General features: G+C 71.1%; 11 protein-coding genes. 9 read left to right on the forward strand and 2 right to left on the reverse strand.

Features of this window, described 5'->3' with window-relative positions; translation table 11 throughout:
- Nucleotides 1–2 precede the first annotated feature (2 nt).
- From sbnB to STRNI_RS19250, 6 genes are read left to right on the forward strand one after another with little or no spacing between them, the layout of a single operon-like run.
- Entirely contained in the window at nt 3–1040 is a 1038-nt protein-coding gene (gene sbnB, locus STRNI_RS19225; protein ID WP_159486990.1) for a 2,3-diaminopropionate biosynthesis protein SbnB, read from the forward strand.
- Between the two features lie 14 nt (nt 1041–1054).
- Complete coding sequence (gene sbnA / locus STRNI_RS19230) at nt 1055–2050, forward strand: 2,3-diaminopropionate biosynthesis protein SbnA (protein ID WP_277411662.1); 996 nt, start codon at nt 1055–1057, stop codon at nt 2048–2050.
- The gene (locus tag STRNI_RS19235; protein WP_018090038.1) at nt 2047–2283 is read left to right on the forward strand and encodes an MbtH family protein; all 237 of its coding nucleotides are present in this window, start codon (nt 2047–2049) and stop codon (nt 2281–2283) included. The genes sbnA and STRNI_RS19235 overlap by 4 nt, the downstream gene beginning before the upstream one ends.
- The gene (locus STRNI_RS19240; protein ID WP_277411663.1) at nt 2283–3266 is read left to right on the forward strand and encodes a clavaminate synthase family protein; all 984 of its coding nucleotides are present in this window, start codon (nt 2283–2285) and stop codon (nt 3264–3266) included. The genes STRNI_RS19235 and STRNI_RS19240 overlap by 1 nt, the downstream gene beginning before the upstream one ends.
- A gap of 39 nt (nt 3267–3305) precedes the next feature.
- Nucleotides 3306–4274 carry an ATP-binding cassette domain-containing protein gene (locus STRNI_RS19245; protein ID WP_266440482.1) on the forward strand — a complete coding sequence of 323 codons (969 nt, stop codon included), beginning with the start codon at nt 3306–3308 and terminating at the stop codon, nt 4272–4274.
- Nucleotides 4271–5029: an ABC transporter permease gene (locus tag STRNI_RS19250; protein ID WP_109891611.1), complete on the forward strand. Its 759-nt coding sequence runs from the start codon at nt 4271–4273 to the stop codon at nt 5027–5029. The genes STRNI_RS19245 and STRNI_RS19250 overlap by 4 nt, the downstream gene beginning before the upstream one ends.
- Nucleotides 5030–5100: 71 nt before the next feature.
- Here STRNI_RS19250 and STRNI_RS19255 read toward each other — a convergent pair whose 3' ends face one another.
- Nucleotides 5101–5277 carry a hypothetical protein gene (locus STRNI_RS19255; protein ID WP_018090034.1) on the reverse strand — a complete coding sequence of 59 codons (177 nt, stop codon included), beginning with the start codon at nt 5275–5277 and terminating at the stop codon, nt 5101–5103.
- Between the two features lie 139 nt (nt 5278–5416).
- On the reverse strand, nt 5417–5605 hold the full coding sequence (locus tag STRNI_RS19260; RefSeq protein ID WP_229838067.1) for a hypothetical protein: 189 nt from the start codon (nt 5603–5605) through the stop codon (nt 5417–5419).
- Nucleotides 5606–5711: 106 nt separating this feature from the next.
- On the opposite strand from STRNI_RS19260, the gene STRNI_RS19265 reads away from it, so the two are divergent.
- The 3 genes from STRNI_RS19265 to STRNI_RS19275 all read left to right on the forward strand — a co-directional run bounded on the left by STRNI_RS19265 (nt 5712) and on the right by STRNI_RS19275 (nt 15131).
- Nucleotides 5712–6548 (forward strand): helix-turn-helix domain-containing protein, encoded by an 837-nt coding sequence (locus tag STRNI_RS19265; protein WP_266440486.1) that lies wholly within the window; start codon nt 5712–5714, stop codon nt 6546–6548.
- Nucleotides 6545–6742 (forward strand): DUF397 domain-containing protein, encoded by a 198-nt coding sequence (locus STRNI_RS19270; RefSeq protein ID WP_159487002.1) that lies wholly within the window; start codon nt 6545–6547, stop codon nt 6740–6742. Before STRNI_RS19265 ends, STRNI_RS19270 begins: the two co-directional genes overlap by 4 nt.
- Before the next feature lie 175 nt (nt 6743–6917).
- Nucleotides 6918–15131 (forward strand): non-ribosomal peptide synthetase, encoded by an 8214-nt coding sequence (locus STRNI_RS19275; protein WP_277411664.1) that lies wholly within the window; start codon nt 6918–6920, stop codon nt 15129–15131.
- Nucleotides 15132–15133: the final 2 nt, after the last annotated feature.

A 15133-nucleotide genomic window follows, 5' to 3' on the forward strand; every position in this document is an offset into this window, starting at 1 on the left:
ACATGCCCCAGCAGCACGCTGCGCCTTCGTTCTCCGTCATCTCCGGAGCCCAGGTGCACCGGGTCCTCGACGCGCACCACCAAGGCGTCGTCGACCTGATCGAGACGGCCTACCGGCTGCACGGCGGAGGCGAGACGGTGAACCCGCCGTCGTACTTCCTCCGCTTCCCCGACCGCCCGTCCTCCCGGATCATCGCGCTGCCCGCCTCGATCGGCGGTGAGCTGCCCACGGACGGCCTGAAGTGGATCTCCAGCTTCCCGGAGAACGTCGAGGCCGGTATCCCGCGCGCCTCGGCGGTGCTCATCCTCAACGACCACGACACCGGCTACCCGCTGGCGTGTCTGGAGAGCTCCATCATCAGCGCCGCGCGCACCGCGGCCTCCGCGGCGCTCGCCGCCGACCGGATCAGCGCCGCGCGCGGCGGCCGGCCGGCCCGGATCGGGTTCTTCGGCGTCGGCCTGATCGCCCGCTACATCCACACCTATCTGGCGGGCACCGGCTGGCAGTTCGACGAGATCGGGGTGCACGATCTGTCGGCGGCGCACGCGGGCGGCTTCGCCGACTACCTGCGCCAGTCCGGCGAGTCCGGCACGGTCACCGTGCACGGCTCCGCCGAGGAGCTGATCCGCTCCTGCGACCTGGTGGTCTTCGCCACCGTCGCCGGCACCCCGCATGTCACCGAGCCCGGGTGGTTCGCGCACAACCCCCTGGTGCTGCATGTCTCGCTGCGCGATCTGTCGCCCGAGGTGGTGCTCGGCGCGGCCAACATCGTCGACGACGTGGAGCACTGCCTGAAGGCGGACACCTCGGTGCACCTGGCGGAACAGCGGGTGGGCCACCGGGACTTCCTCGACGGCACGCTCCACGACGTCCTGACGGGGCAGCTGCGGCCGCCGGCCGACCGGCCGGTGATCTTCTCCCCGTTCGGCCTGGGAGTGCTGGATCTGGCACTCGGCAGGCATGTCTATGAATCCGTGAAGGAATCGGGCGAGTTGCAGGTCGTCGACGATTTCTTCCACGAGATGCGCCGTTACGGCTAGGGCGGGAGGCACCCGTGCCGACTATTTCGGCTCCGCAGGAATTCAACGAGGAAGACCTGTACGTCGATCTCGACGCCGTACTCGGTATCCCGCTCCACCTCAAGTGCGAGGGCTTCAACTTCACCGGATCGGTGAAGCAGAAGGCCGCGCTGGAAATGGTCGAGGCCGCGGAGGAGGCCGGGAAGCTGTCCCCCGGTTCGATCCTGGTGGAGTCCTCGTCCGGCAATCTGGGCGTCGCGCTGAGCGTCATCGCGGCCAGCAAGGGCTACCGCTTCGTCTGTGTCACCGACTCCCGGTGCAACCTGGCCTCCAAGCGGCTGATGGAGGCCCTCGGCGCCACCGTCCACACGATCGCGGAGCCCGCGGCCGACGGGGGTTTCCTCGGTGCGCGGATCGCCTACGTACGCCAGCTGTGCGAGGAGGACGCGCGGTACGTCTGGCTCAACCAGTACGTCAACCCCGCCAACTGGCGGGCGCATTACCGGTACACGGCCCCCGGCATCCACCGGAGCTATCCGGAGCTGGACGTCCTCTTCGTCGGGGCGGGGACCACCGGGACCCTCATGGGCTGCGCCCGCTGGTTCAAGGAGCACCGGCCCGAGGTCCGCATCGTGGCCGTCGACAGTGTCGGCTCCGTCGCCTTCGGCCACCCGCCGTCGCCCCGGATGATCCCGGGCCTGGGGTCCGGGGTCCGTCCGCCGCTGCTGGACGAGGACTACGTCGACGAGGTGCTGCTCGTACCGGAACCGGACACCGTGCGCATGTGCCACCGGCTGGCCGGGCGCGGCTTCCTGTTCGGCGGCTCCACCGGGACGGTCGTCAGCGGCGCCGACCGGTGGCTGACGGAGCACGGCAGACCGGCGGGGCTCTCCTCGGTCGCCATCTCGCCCGATATGGGCGAGCGCTATCTCGACACCGTTTACCACACCAACTGGGTGCAGGGCGTCTACGGCGAGGACACGCTCGGGCCCGCGCACCCCAGCCATGAGACGAGAGAGGCAATACGATGACCAACCCGTTCGAGGACACCGAGGGCCGCTACCTGGCCCTGGTCAACGACGAGGGCCAGTACTCCCTGTGGCCGGCGTTCGCCGAGGTCCCGGACGGCTGGAAGGCCGCCCTGCCCGAGACCGGCCGCGCCGAGGCCCTGGAGTACATCGCCGCACAGTGGACCGATATGCGTCCGCTGAGTCTGGTGCGTGCGATGGAGGGCTCCGCCGACGCCCCGAAGGCGGCCTCCTGATGACCGTGACACTCGATACCGGGGCCGCGGCGCGGATCGCGTCGCTGACCCCGGACGAATCCGTGGCGGCGGAGCAGACCGCCCGCCGGGTGATGTCCGCCGGTGCCGCCCTGGTGGACAGCGCCGACTGGGTCGATGCCGCGCGCACCGGCTGGTCGGAGCTGCCGCTCGGGCTGCGCCGGCCGCTGCACGAGTTCCGCCGCGACTCCGGGCGCAGCGGAGTGCTGCTGCTGCGCGGCCTTCCGGTGGACGAGGCCGCGCTGCCCGACACCCCGTCCGGTGCCGGTTCCGTGCAGCGTGCGGGCTCGGTCTCCGCCGCGGTGCTGACGATGGTGGCCTGCGGTCTCGGCGACCCGGCCGCCTTCCGGCCGGAGAAGACCGGCGCCCTGGTCCAGGACGTGGTGCCGGTGCCGGGGAAGGAGGAGTTCCAGGGGAACGCGGGCTCGGTCCTGCTGACCTTCCACAACGAGAACGCCTTCCATCCGCACCGCCCCGACTTCGTCATGCTGCTGTGCCTGCGCTCCGACCACGAGAAGGTCGCCGCGCTGCGCACCGCCGGTATCCGCGGGGCGATGCCGCTGCTGAGCGAGGAGACCCGGGCGGCACTGTCCGCACCGGAGTTCATCACCGCTCCCCCACCGTCCTTCGGCGCGTCCGACGGCGGCACCGAGCCGCACCCGGTGATCTTCGGGGCGCCCGAGGACCCGGATCTGCGGATCGACTTCGCGGCCACCAAGCCGGTCACCGACCGCGCCCGCCGGGCGATGGACGAGCTCGGGGACGCCTTCGAGCGGACCGGCCAGAGCACGGTGCTGGCCCCCGGCGATCTGGCGATCGTCGACAACCGGGTCACCACCCACGGGCGCAGCGCCTTCCAGCCGCGCTACGACGGCCGCGACCGCTGGCTCCAGCGCACCTTCGTCCTCACCGATCTGCGCCGCTCCCGCGGATCCCGGTCCGGAGACGGTTACGTCCTTGACTGACAGCCTCCGTACCGCAATTCCCGAAAGGACCTGGAGCCCATGACCCCTGCCATCCGGATCGAGAATCTGGCGAAGAGCTTCGGCAGTACGGCGGCGATCCGGGGGGTCAGCCTGGAGGTTCCGGCCGGCCGGGTGCTCGGGCTGCTGGGCCCCAACGGCGCCGGCAAGACCACGCTGGTGCGCATGGTCTCCACGCTCGTCCGACCCGACAGCGGGCGCATCCTGGTGCACGGGCACGACGTCGTGCGCGAGGCCACCCGGGTGCGCCCGCTGATCGGACTCACCGGCCAGTACGCCTCGGTGGACGAGGACATCTCTGGCTGGGAGAACCTCTATCTCATCGCCCGGCTGTTCAACCTGCGCGGGCGCAAGGCCCGGGCCCGCGCCGACGAGATGCTGGAACGCTTCAGTCTGACCGAGGCCGGCAAGCGGCCCGTCGGCGGCTACTCGGGCGGGATGCGCCGCCGGCTCGACCTGGCGGCCAGCCTCACCGGCGACCCCCGCGTCCTGGTCCTCGACGAACCGACCACGGGCCTCGATCCGCACAGCCGCAACAGCCTCTGGGCGGAGGTGAACCGGCTCGCCGAACAGGGCACCACCGTGCTGCTCACCACCCAGTACATGGAGGAGGCGGAGGCGCTCGCCGACTCCCTGGTGGTGATCGACAGCGGCCGGGTCATCGCGTCCGGCTCCACCGCCGAGCTGCGGGCGCGCCTGGGCGGCCAGATGCTGCGGATCCAGCCGGAGGAGCCCGGCGACCTGGCGCGGATCCACCAGGTCCTGGTGACCGCGGGCCACACCGAGGCCACCGTCATGACGGACGAGGGACGACTCCAGCTGCCACTCACCGGCGGCGGCAGCCAACTCACCGCCGTCGTCCGCGCCCTCGGCGAAGCAGATATCCCGCTCGCCTCACTGCACACCCACATCCCGAGCCTTGACGAGGTCTTCCTCAAGCTCACCGGACCCGCGGCCAGGGAACCCGTCGCCGCTAGGAGCGCGGCATGAGTTCACTGGTACGTCACTCACTGGCGCTCTCGCGCCGCAACCTGCGCAAGTCGCTGGCCAGTCCGGGCCAGGTGCTGGACACCGCCCTGATGCCGGTCGTCCTCTCCGTGATCTTCATCTACGCCTTCGGCGGCGCCATCGCCGGGAACAGCGCGGACTACCGGCAGTATCTGATGCCGGGCATCATGGCGCTGAACCACACCATCGTCTCCCGCACCGCCGGCATCGCCCTCAACACCGACTTCTCCTCCGGGGTGATGGACCGCTACCGGTCGATGCCCGTCGCCCGCTCCGCGGTGCTCATCGGCCGGGTCTCGGCGGACTCGGTACGGCTGCTGATCAGCCAGCTGGCGGTCTTCGCCTTCGCCCTGCTCATCGGCTTCCGCGCGGACAACGGCCTGCTGCCCACCCTCGCGGCCTTCGGTCTGCTCCTGCTGTACGGGATCGCACTCTGCTGGGTGAACGCCTTCATCGGCCTGGCCGCCCGGAGCATCGACACGGTGCAGAGCGTGTCCACGATCGCCATGCTGCCGCTGCAGTTCGGCAGTTCGGTGTTCGTCGCCCCGGACACCATGCCCAGCTGGCTGCGGATCTTCGTGGAGAACAACCCGATGACCCAGGTCGTCGACGCGTCCCGCAACCTGATGATCGGCGGCCCGGTCGCGGCCCACGCCCAGGGCGCGCTGCTGTGGATCGCGGGGCTGATCGCGGTGTTCCTGCCGTTGTCTGTGTGGAAGTACCGGTCTCGGGTCTGAGCGGGGGACCTGATCGGGAGCGGACGGGCCGTCGTCGGGGGTCGACCGGCGACGGCCCGTCCGCACAGGCACTACTTGCCGTCCCCGCCCTGCGGCTGCGGCTCGCGGGGTGCCTCCGGGGGCATGGGCCCGCCGTCGTGCCTGCCGCCGTCCGCCTCCATGTCCGCGGGGTGCCGGAACGGGATTCCGCGCCAGCCTTCGGCGTCGGGCGTGCGCGTCTCATACGTCTCGACAGCTAGGGCACTCATCTACCGACCTCCTCTTTCGTAAGGGGCCATGCCGCCGTACGGTCGAGGGCATGACCCGTAGGCCGCGGAGGTTTTCCTCCGCGGTTGGTCACCCGTCCCGGCGCTCACCTGTCCAGGGTTTTGGACGCCGGGGCGGGAGTCACTGCCCCTCGTGCTCGGGGTGGTTCCTGAGTTCGATGTTCAGGTCAACAACCTTGCTCTTGTCGCCCCGTGCCTCTGCCAACTGCCGCTCGTTTACCAGCGCCTGGCAGACATCGCACTCTGCCGCGGGCTTCGGGGCGGGCCGGGGTTCGCCGAGCTGTACGGGTGGGGTCAGACTGCCGGACACGGCTACTCCTCTCCGTAGTGGTTCCACTACCAGGAGTCCTCAGCGTGACCTAGAGTCAGGGACCATTCAACGTGTCACTTGCGGACGGAAGGACAGTGAAGGCCCTTTGAATCGCAACGACTTGAACCCCGACGCCTCCCCTGAAGCGGCCTACGGAGCACGTTTACGCAGCCTGCGAGAGGCGCGCGGCTGGACTCAAGAGGACCTGGCCGAACGCGCGGAATATTCGAGCGTGCATGTTTCGGCCGTCGAAAATGGTCGGAAACCTCCGACTCTCCGGTTCTCGCGTAGCGTGGACCGTGTCTTCGGCTTTGAGGGCACACCGGACTCGTTCGAGCGTGAGTACCGCGAGATCAAGCACGGCAGCCTGTTGGAGGGGTTCCCGGAGTACGTCGACTACGAGGGCCGAGCAGTAGAGATCCGGCTGTACGAAGTAGGCGTCATTCCAGGTCTGCTCCAGACTCCGGAGTACGCGGCAACCCTGGAAGCTGACGCAGTTCGGCGGGAAGCCATCACACCCGAACAAGCCGAAGAACGCGTCGAGCTGGTGTCGCGAAGGCAAGCCACACTTGCCCGCACCCCGTCACCCTTGATTCTTGCGGTGCTTGACGAGAGTTGCATCCGCCGACCGCTGGGTGATCCCGCGATCATGGATGCTCAGTTCGAACGCTTGCTGAAGTTCGCCGAACGACCCAACACTGTATTACAGGTAGCGCCGTTCTCCATGGGCGCGCGGCGACCGTTCAGCCTGCCCATAACCGTACTCACCATGCCGGACCGCTCGATCATGTCGTATGCCGAGTCCGCGCAACGGGGGCATCTGGAACGGGATACGCGATCCGTGCTGCCGATGCTCACGGCCTACCATCAACTACAGGCCGAGGCGCTGTCGCAAGCGGCAGCCGTGGCGATGATCAGCAAGTTACGAAAGGGCACACCGTGACGACCGAATCCCCCCGTTGGTTCAAGTCCTCCTACAGCGGTAACGGTGGCCAGTGCATCGAGGTCGCCGCCAACATCCCCGGCGCCGTCCCCGTCCGCGACAGCAAGGACCCCAACGGCCCGGCTCTCACCTTCTCCGCGAACGGCTGGTCGTCGTTCGTCGCTGCCGTCAAGGGTGGGGAGTTCCCCGCCTGAACTCGCAGCAGACGCTGAGTAACCGGCCCTCGCCACACGGCGGGGGCCGTTGTCATACGCGGAAAAACCCCAGCTCAGCAAGCGAAATGGCTTCAATAGCGCACTGAAACCCGAGGTTCTTAGCCTCCCGTCGGTTGATGTGCCGCGTTTCTGCTGATGCACAAGGAGTTCCCCGATGAGTGGTCCGAAGGCCCAGGCGCAGTGGCAGGGAAATGAGCGGCCCTTCGCCGCGCTGACGCTTCCCGAGCTCTTCGAGGACCAGGTGCGGCGGACTCCTGACGCGCCGGCGCTCGGCTGTGGTGACGAGCAGCTCACCTACCGCGAGTTGAACGCCCGCGCCAACCGGCTGGCCCGGCTGCTGACGGAGCGGGGCGTGGGCCCCGAGCGGATCGTCGCGGTCCTGGTGCCGCGCTCCCTCGAACTCGTGGTGTCGCTGCTGGCGGTGGCGAAGACGGGTGCCGCCTATCTGCCGATGGACACCGACTACCCGGTGGACCGTGTCGCCTTCATGCTGTCCGACGCCCGCCCGGCCTGCCTGCTCACCACTGCCGGGGCCGCGGAGGCGGCGGAGGCGGCGGAGGGCTTCGACGGGCGGGCCGTGCTGCTGGACGATCCTGCCGTGATGCAGGCGCTGTCCCGGGCCGGGGAGACGGACCTCGGTGACGGGGAGCGGATATCGCCGCTGCGTCCGGCGCACCCTGCCTACGTCATCTACACCTCGGGCTCCACGGGCGTGCCGAAGGCGGTCGTGATCGAGCACCGTGCGCTCGCCGACTATCTCGGCTGGTCGCGGCAGACGTACCCGAGCGCCCGCGGCACCTCGCTGTGGCACTCGTCGGTGTCCTTCGACATGACCGTCACCTCGCTGTGGGTGCCGCTGGTCAGCGGTGGCCGGGTGCTGGCGGGCCCGCTGGAGGAGGACGCGTTCGGCGGAGCGCCGGAGTGCACCTTCCTCAAGGCCACGCCCAGCCATCTGCCGCTGCTCGATGTGCTCCCGGCGGGCTTCTCCCCGACCGAGGAGCTGATGCTGGGCGGTGAGGCGCTGATCGGTTCCGTTCTGGACGAGTGGCGGCGGCGTCACCCGGCGGCCACCGTGCTGAATGTGTACGGGCCGACCGAAGTGACCGTCAACGCGGCCGAGTTCCGGCTGGAGCCCGGTGAGCCGACCCCCGACGGTGTGCTGCCGCTGGGCCGGCTGATGGACAACGCGCGCGGCTATGTCCTCGACGCCGCTCTGCAGCCGGTCGGGGAGGGTGTCGCGGGTGAGCTCTACATCGCCGGCCCGGGGCTTGCGCGCGGTTATCTGGGGCGGGCGGGGCTGACGTCGGAACGGTTCGTCGCCGATCCGTACGGTGCGCCCGGCAGCCGGATGTACCGCACGGGCGACCTGGCACGGTGGCGGGACGACGGTCAGCTGGAGTTCCTCGGCCGGACCGACCACCAGGTGAAGGTGCGCGGGCACCGGGTGGAGCTGGGGGAGATCGAGGCGGTGCTGATGCGGCATCCGCTGGTCTCCCGGACCGTGGTGCTGGTCCGGGAGGACCGCGAGGGCGACCAGCGGATCGTTGCCTATGTGACGGGGACGGGCGGCTCGGAAGCGCCCGAGCCGGCGGTGCTGCGGGAGCTGGTCGGGGAGTCGCTGCCGGAGTACATGGTCCCGTCGGCCGTGGTCGTGCTGGAGCGGTGGCCGCTGACGCCGAACGGCAAGGTGGACCGCGCTCAACTGCCCGCGCCTGACTATGCCTCCCAGGCGGAGAGCGGCGGGCGGGCACCGCGTAACGCCACCGAGGAGAGCCTCACCGGCCTCTTCGCCGACGTGCTGGGCCTGCCCGCCGTCACCATCGATGACAGCTTCTTCCACCTCGGCGGGCACTCCCTGCTCGCCACCCGCCTCATCAGCCGTATCCGCACCACCCTGCACGCCGAGATCCCGCTCCGTGCACTCTTCGAGCACCCCACCGTCGCTGAACTCGCGCCCCAGCTCGCCGGTGCACCCTCCACCCGCAGCCCCCTCGCGCCCGCCACCTCACGCCCGGCGCACCTTCCGCTCTCCCCCGCCCAGCGCCGCCTCTGGTTCGCCTACCAGCTCGAAGGCCCCAGCCCCACCTACAACATCCCCCACGCCTTCCGGATCGGCGGGCCGCTCGACCACCCCGCCCTGGCCGCCGCGCTGGCCGACCTCGCCGAGCGGCACGAGCCGCTCCGCACCCGTATCGCCGAACACGATGGTGAGCCGCACCAGACCGTCCTCCCCGCCGGTCAGGCACGCCCCGGTCTCCCCCTCCTCGACACCAGCGAAGAGCAGCTCCCGCACGAACTCGCCGAGCAGGCCGCTCACGCCTTCGACCTCACCCGCGAAAACCCGTTCCGTGCCGCCCTGTTCCGTCTGGGTGAGCACGAGCATGTGCTGCTGCTCCTCACCCACCACATCGCCAGCGACGGCTGGTCCACGGCCCCGCTGCTCAAGGACCTCGGTGCCGCGTACACCGCTCGCCATCAGGGCGCGGCACCCACCTGGCGGCCGCTCGCCGTCCAGTACGCCGACTACACCCTCTGGCAGCGGGAGATCCTGGGTTCCGAGGACGACCCGGAGAGTCTGATATCGGGCCAACTGGACTACTGGCGTGGTCAGTTGACGGGTCTGCCGGAGTTGCTGGAGCTGCCGCTCGACCGGCCCCGTCCCGCTGTCGCCAGCCATCGCGGCGCGAGCGTGCGCTTCGCGCTGGACGCCGAGCTGCACCAGGGGGTGGCGCGGCTGGCCCGGCAGTGTGATGTCACCGTTTTCATGGTCTTCCAGGCCGCGGTCGCCGCGTTGCTGTCGCGGCTCGGGGCCGGCACCGACATCCCTGTGGGCACCGCCGTCGCCGGGCGCACGGATGACGCGCTCGACGAGCTCGTCGGTTTCTTCGTCAACACTCTGGTGCTGCGTACCGATGTCTCCGGCGATCCGACCTTCCGCGAACTGCTCGCCCGGGTCCGGGACACCGACCTGGCCGCCTACGCCCACCAGGACGTGCCCTTCGAGCGCGTCGTCGAGGCGGTCAACCCGGCGCGCACGCTCTCGCACACCCCGCTGTTCCAGACGATGCTCACCTCGCAGAACATCCCGGACCACGGCCCGGCCACGGCCGGCCTCGACGCCGTGCCCGAGGAGGTGCCGCGGCGGACCGCGCGGTTCGACCTGTCCTTCCACACCTGGGAGCGGCAGGCCGCCGACGGCGCGTGGGCCGGGGTGGACGGGCTGCTGGAGTACGCCACCGACCTCTTCGACGAGGGCACGGCCGAGGCGCTGGTCGCGCGGCTGGTCAGGCTGCTCGGCGCGGCCGTCGCCGGGCCCGATCTGCCGGTCGGGGAGCTGGAGCTGCTGACGCCCGCCGAGCGGGACCGGCTGCTGCACGAGTGGCAGGGCGAGCCGCGCGAGCTGTCCGGGCGGACGGTTCCGGAGCTGTTCGAGGACCGGGCCGCGCAGCTGCCGGAGGCCACCGCCGTCGTGCACGAGGGCAGTGCGCTGACCTACCGCGAGCTGAACGAGCGGGCCAACCGGCTGGCCCGGGTGCTGGCCGCCCGGGGTGTGGGGCCGGAGAGTTATGTCGCCGTGGCGATACCGCGGTCGGTGGACCTGGTGGTCGCGCTGATGGCCGTGCTGAAGGCCGGCGGCGCCTACCTGCCGCTGGACCCGTCCTATCCGGCGGAACGGCTCGGCTTCATGCTGGAGGACGTGGCGCCGGTGCTGGTGCTGACCGGGCGCGGGGTGATCGAGGAGGTTCCGGCGCCGTGCCCGCTGCTGCGGCTCGACGAGCCCGGTACGGCCGCCGAGGTGGCGGCGCAGTCGGCCGCCGACCTGACCGACGCGGATCGCAACGGGGCGCTGTCGCTGGACAACGCGGCCTTCGTGATCTTCACTTCGGGCTCGACCGGCCGTCCCAAGGGCGTCACGGTCCAGCACCGCTCGCTCGACGGCTATCTGTCCTGGACCCGGTCCGCGTACCCCGGCGTCGCGGGGACGGCGCTGGTGCACTCCCCCGTCGCCTTCGACCTCACGGCGACCGGTCTGTTCGCCCCGCTCACCTCGGGCGGCTGTGTGCAGCTGATCGAGCTGGACGCGTCGAGCGCGGCGGCCGAGGGCCAGCGCAGCCCCAGCTTCGTCAAGGCGACCCCGAGCCATCTGCCGCTGCTGATCGAGCTTCCGGACGCGTTCTCGCCCGACGAGCAGCTGGTGCTCGGCGGGGAGTCGCTGATGGGTGAGGTGCTGGACGAGTGGCGGGGCCGGCACCCCGGGGCGACCGTCATCAACGAGTACGGCCCGACGGAGACCACCGTTGGCTGCTCGGAGTACCGGATCGAGCCGGGGGACACCGTTCCGGCGGGTGTGGTCACCATCGGCCGGCCCGTCTGGAACACCCAGATGTTCGTGCTGGACGCGCGGCTGCAGCCCGTCCCGGTGGGCAGCCCCGGTGAGCTGTACATCGCCGGAGACCTGGTGACGCGCGGCTATCACCGGCGTCCCGACCTGACCTCCACCCGCTTCGTCGCCAACCCCTTCGGTCCGCCCGGCAGCCGGATGTACCGGTCGGGTGACCTCGGCAGGTGGCGGGCGGACGGGCAGCTGGAGTTCATCGCCCGCGTCGACGACCAGGTCAAGCTCCGGGGCTTCAGGATCGAGCTCGGTGAGATCGAGGGCGTCCTCGGCGCCCACCCCGAACTCGCCCAGGCCGCGGTGATCGTGCGCGAGGACCGGCCCGGTGACAAGCGCCTGGTCGGCTACGCGGTGCCCGCCCCCGGGTGTTCCCCGGACCCGGCGGAGCTGCGCCGGTACGCCGCCGGGCAGCTGCCCGACTACATGGTGCCGGTGGCCTTCGTCCTGCTCGACGAGCTGCCGCTGACCGTCAACCGGAAGCTGGACCGCAGGGCGCTGCCGGTGCCCGACTACGGATCGGCGCGTGCCCCGGGCCGGGGGCCGCGCACCGCGCACGAGGAGATCCTCAGCGGCGCGTTCGCCGAGGTCCTGGGCCTGCCGCGGGTGGGCGTGGACGACAGCTTCTTCGATCTGGGCGGCCATTCGCTGCTGGCGACCCGGCTGATCGCCGGGCTGCGCGGCACGCTGGGCGTGGAACTGTCCATCCGGGCGGTGTTCGAGACGCCCACGGTGGCGGGGCTCGCGGCCCGGCTCGACGAGGCCGAGCGCGCCCGGCCCGCGCTGGTGGCGGCGGAGCGCCCGGAGCGGGTGCCGCTGTCGTTCGCCCAGCGGCGGCTGTGGTTCATCCACCGTCTCCAGGGCTCCAGCGTCACCTACAACATCCCCACCTGGATCCGGCTGACCGGCCCGCTGGACCACGACGCGCTGCGGGCCGCGGTCGCGGACGTGGTGGAGCGGCACGAGGTGCTGCGCACCGTCTACCCGGAGGAGGCCGGTGAGCCGTATCAGCAGGTCCTGCCGGCCGGTGAACTCACCCCGGACGTGACCTTCGTCCCGGTGGCGGGCGAAGCGGAACTGACCGAGGCGCTCGCGCAGGCGGCCCTGCACCCCTTCGGGCTGGTCGGTGAACTCCCGCTCCAGGTCCGGGTGTTCTCGCTGAACGAGCGGGAGCATGTGCTGGCGGTGGTGATGCACCACATCGCGAGCGACGGCTGGTCCATGGCGCCGCTGGCCCGTGATCTGTCGGAGGCGTACGGCGCGCGTCTGGCGGGCGAGCGGCCCTCGCGCGGTGCGCTGCCCGTCCAGTACGCCGACTACGCGCTGTGGCAGCGGGAGCTGCTGGGGTCGGAGGAGGCCCCGGGCAGTGTGATCTCGCAGCAGCTGGCGTTCTGGGAGCGTGAGCTGGCCGGCGCCCCCGAGCTGATCCAGCTGCCGCTGGACCGGCCCCGCCCCGCGGTGGCCAGTCACCACGGCGGCAGTGTGCGGCTGGAGCTCGACCCCGAGCTGCACCGTCAGCTGGTCGCGCTGGCCCAGAGCTCCGGCGCCACGCTGTTCATGGTGCTGCACGCGGCGATCGCCGCGCTGCTGTCGCGGCTCGGGGCCGGCACCGACATCCCGGTCGGTACCGCCGTGGCGGGCCGTACGGACCAGGCGCTGGACGACCTCGTCGGGTTCTTCATCAACACCCTGGTGCTGCGCACCGATCTGTCCGGCGACCCGACGTTCCGCGAGCTGCTGGCCCGTGCGCGCAAGACCGACCTGGCGGCCTACGCGCACCAGGACGTGCCCTTCGAGCGGGTCGTCGAGGCCGTCAACCCGGACCGGGTGCTGTCCCATTCACCGCTCGTCCAGGTCGTGACGACGCTCCAGAGCTACCAGCAGGGCGCCCTGGACTTCCCCGGCACGGAGGCGACCGCACCCAAGGTCACCAACGAGATCGCCAAGTTCGACCTGATCTTCTTCTGGGAGGAGCGGCAGGACGCGGACCTGGTCCCGGACGGGATCGGTCTCGAAGTGAAGTACGCGACCGACCTGTTCGACCACCGGACCGCGGTGGACGTCGCGGACCGGCTGCTGCGGGTGCTGCGGGCGGCCGTCGCCGATCCGGACGGCACGGTCGGGCAGATCGAGATCCTCGCTCCGCAGGAGCGCGACCGGCTGCTCTCCGGCTCGAACGACACCCCCCGCGGTGAGGCCGGGGCGACCCTGCCCGCGCTCTTCGAGGCACAGGTGGCCCAGGCTCCGGACGCCCCGGCGCTGGTCCACGGGGACCGTACGTACCGCTACGCGGAGGTGGCGGAGCGGGTGAACCGGCTGGCCCGGCTGCTGGTGCAGCAGGGGGTGGGCCCGGAGCGGGTGGTGGCGCTGGCGCTGCCGAAGTCGGCGGACCTGATCGTGGCCATGCTGGCCGTGGTCACGGCGGGCGGCGCCTATCTGCCCGTCGACCCGGAGTACCCCGCCGAGCGGATCGCCTACATGCTCGACGACGCCCGCCCCACCTGCCTGATCACCCTCACCGACCTCCCTCTCCCCGAAACCGACTGCCCCCGCCTCCTGTTGGACGACCCCGTCGTCGTCGCCGACCTCAACGACGCGCCCACCACGCCCCTCGACGCCCGCGCCGAGCCCCGGCACCCCGCCTACGTCATCTACACCTCCGGCTCCACCGGCCGCCCCAAGGGCGTCGAGGTCACCCACGCCGGAGTGGCCGACCTGTCCGCCGCCGCGCGGGAGAACTACCTCCTCGACGGCGACAGCCGGGTGCTCCAGCTCTCCTCGCCCAGCTTCGACGCCTCGGTGATCGAGCTGGTCATGGCGCTCACCACCGGCGCCGCCCTGGTGGTCCCGGACGGACAGCCGCTGGCCGGTGAGGCGCTGGCGAAGGTCCTGCGGGACGCGCGGCTCACCCACACGCTGATCCCGCCGGCCACCCTGGCGACGCTCCCGGACGGTGAACTGCCGGACCTGCGCACCCTGGTGACCGGCGCCGACGCGGTGAGCGTTGAGCTGGCGGGCCGCTGGGCCACCCGGTACCGCATGATCAACTCGTACGGTCCGACGGAGTCCACCGTCGCCGCCACGATGAGCCGCCCGCTGACCGGCGAGGGCGTCCCGCCCATCGGTGTCCCGGTCCCCAACACCCGGGTGTATGTGCTGGACGCGGGGCTGCGGCCGGTGCCGGCCGGTATCCCCGGTGAGCTGTACCTCGCCGGGAACGGTCTCGCGCGCGGCTACCGGAACCGGGGCGCGCTGACCGCCGAGCGCTTCGTGGCGAACCCGTACGGCGCGCCCGGGGAGCGGATGTACCGCACCGGGGACCTGGTGCGCTGGCGCGCCGACGGTGAGCTGGAGTACGTCGGCCGGACGGACGCCCAGGTGAAGGTGCGCGGCTTCCGTATCGAACTCGGCGAGATCGAGGCGGTGCTCGACGCCCATCCGCGGGTCAAGCAGACGGTGGCGCTGGTCCGCGAGGACAGCCCCGGCGACAAGCGCATCGTGGCGTACACCGAGCTGCTCCCGGAGCTGTCCGGTCCGGCCCCCGCCGAGGATCTGCTGGAGCAGATCTCCGGCAGCCTGCCCCGGCACATGGTGCCCTCCGCGGTCGTCGTGGTGGAGCAGTGGCCGCTGACGCCGAACGGCAAGGTCGACCGCAAGGCACTGCCCGCTCCGGGCCGGCCGGCGCCGTCCGACGGGCACCAGGCCCCGCGGACACCGCGCGAGGAGACGCTCTGCACGCTCTACGCCGAGCTGCTCGGGCTGCCGGAGGTCGGCATCCACGACAGCTTCTTCCGGCTGGGCGGGCACTCCCTGCTGGCGACCAGGCTGATCAGCGGGGTCCGGGCCGCGCTCGGCGCCGAGGTCACCGTGCGGACGATCTTCGAGAATCCGACGGTCGCCCAGCTCGCTCAGCAGCTCGACGGCGCCCGCAAGGCCCGTCCTTCGCTCCGTTCCATGCGCCGCCGCCCGTCCTGAAC

It is taken from the genome of Streptomyces nigrescens (assembly GCF_027626975.1).
In the GTDB taxonomy this organism is placed as follows: Bacteria; Actinomycetota; Actinomycetes; order Streptomycetales; family Streptomycetaceae; genus Streptomyces; species Streptomyces nigrescens.

What these genes read in the sequence shown, in the direction of transcription:
- STRNI_RS19275 (WP_277411664.1), top strand. Translation starts at nt 6,918, where the DNA reads ATGAGTGGTCCGAAGGCCCAGGCGCAGTGGCAGGGAAATGAGCGGCCC.
- STRNI_RS19255 (WP_018090034.1), bottom strand. Translation starts at nt 5,277, where the DNA reads ATGAGTGCCCTAGCTGTCGAGACGTATGAGACGCGCACGCCCGACGCC.
- STRNI_RS19240 (WP_277411663.1), top strand. Translation starts at nt 2,283, where the DNA reads ATGACCGTGACACTCGATACCGGGGCCGCGGCGCGGATCGCGTCGCTG.
- STRNI_RS19250 (WP_109891611.1), top strand. Translation starts at nt 4,271, where the DNA reads ATGAGTTCACTGGTACGTCACTCACTGGCGCTCTCGCGCCGCAACCTG.
- STRNI_RS19245 (WP_266440482.1), top strand. Translation starts at nt 3,306, where the DNA reads ATGACCCCTGCCATCCGGATCGAGAATCTGGCGAAGAGCTTCGGCAGT.
- sbnB (WP_159486990.1), top strand. Translation starts at nt 3, where the DNA reads ATGCCCCAGCAGCACGCTGCGCCTTCGTTCTCCGTCATCTCCGGAGCC.
- STRNI_RS19235 (WP_018090038.1), top strand. Translation starts at nt 2,047, where the DNA reads ATGACCAACCCGTTCGAGGACACCGAGGGCCGCTACCTGGCCCTGGTC.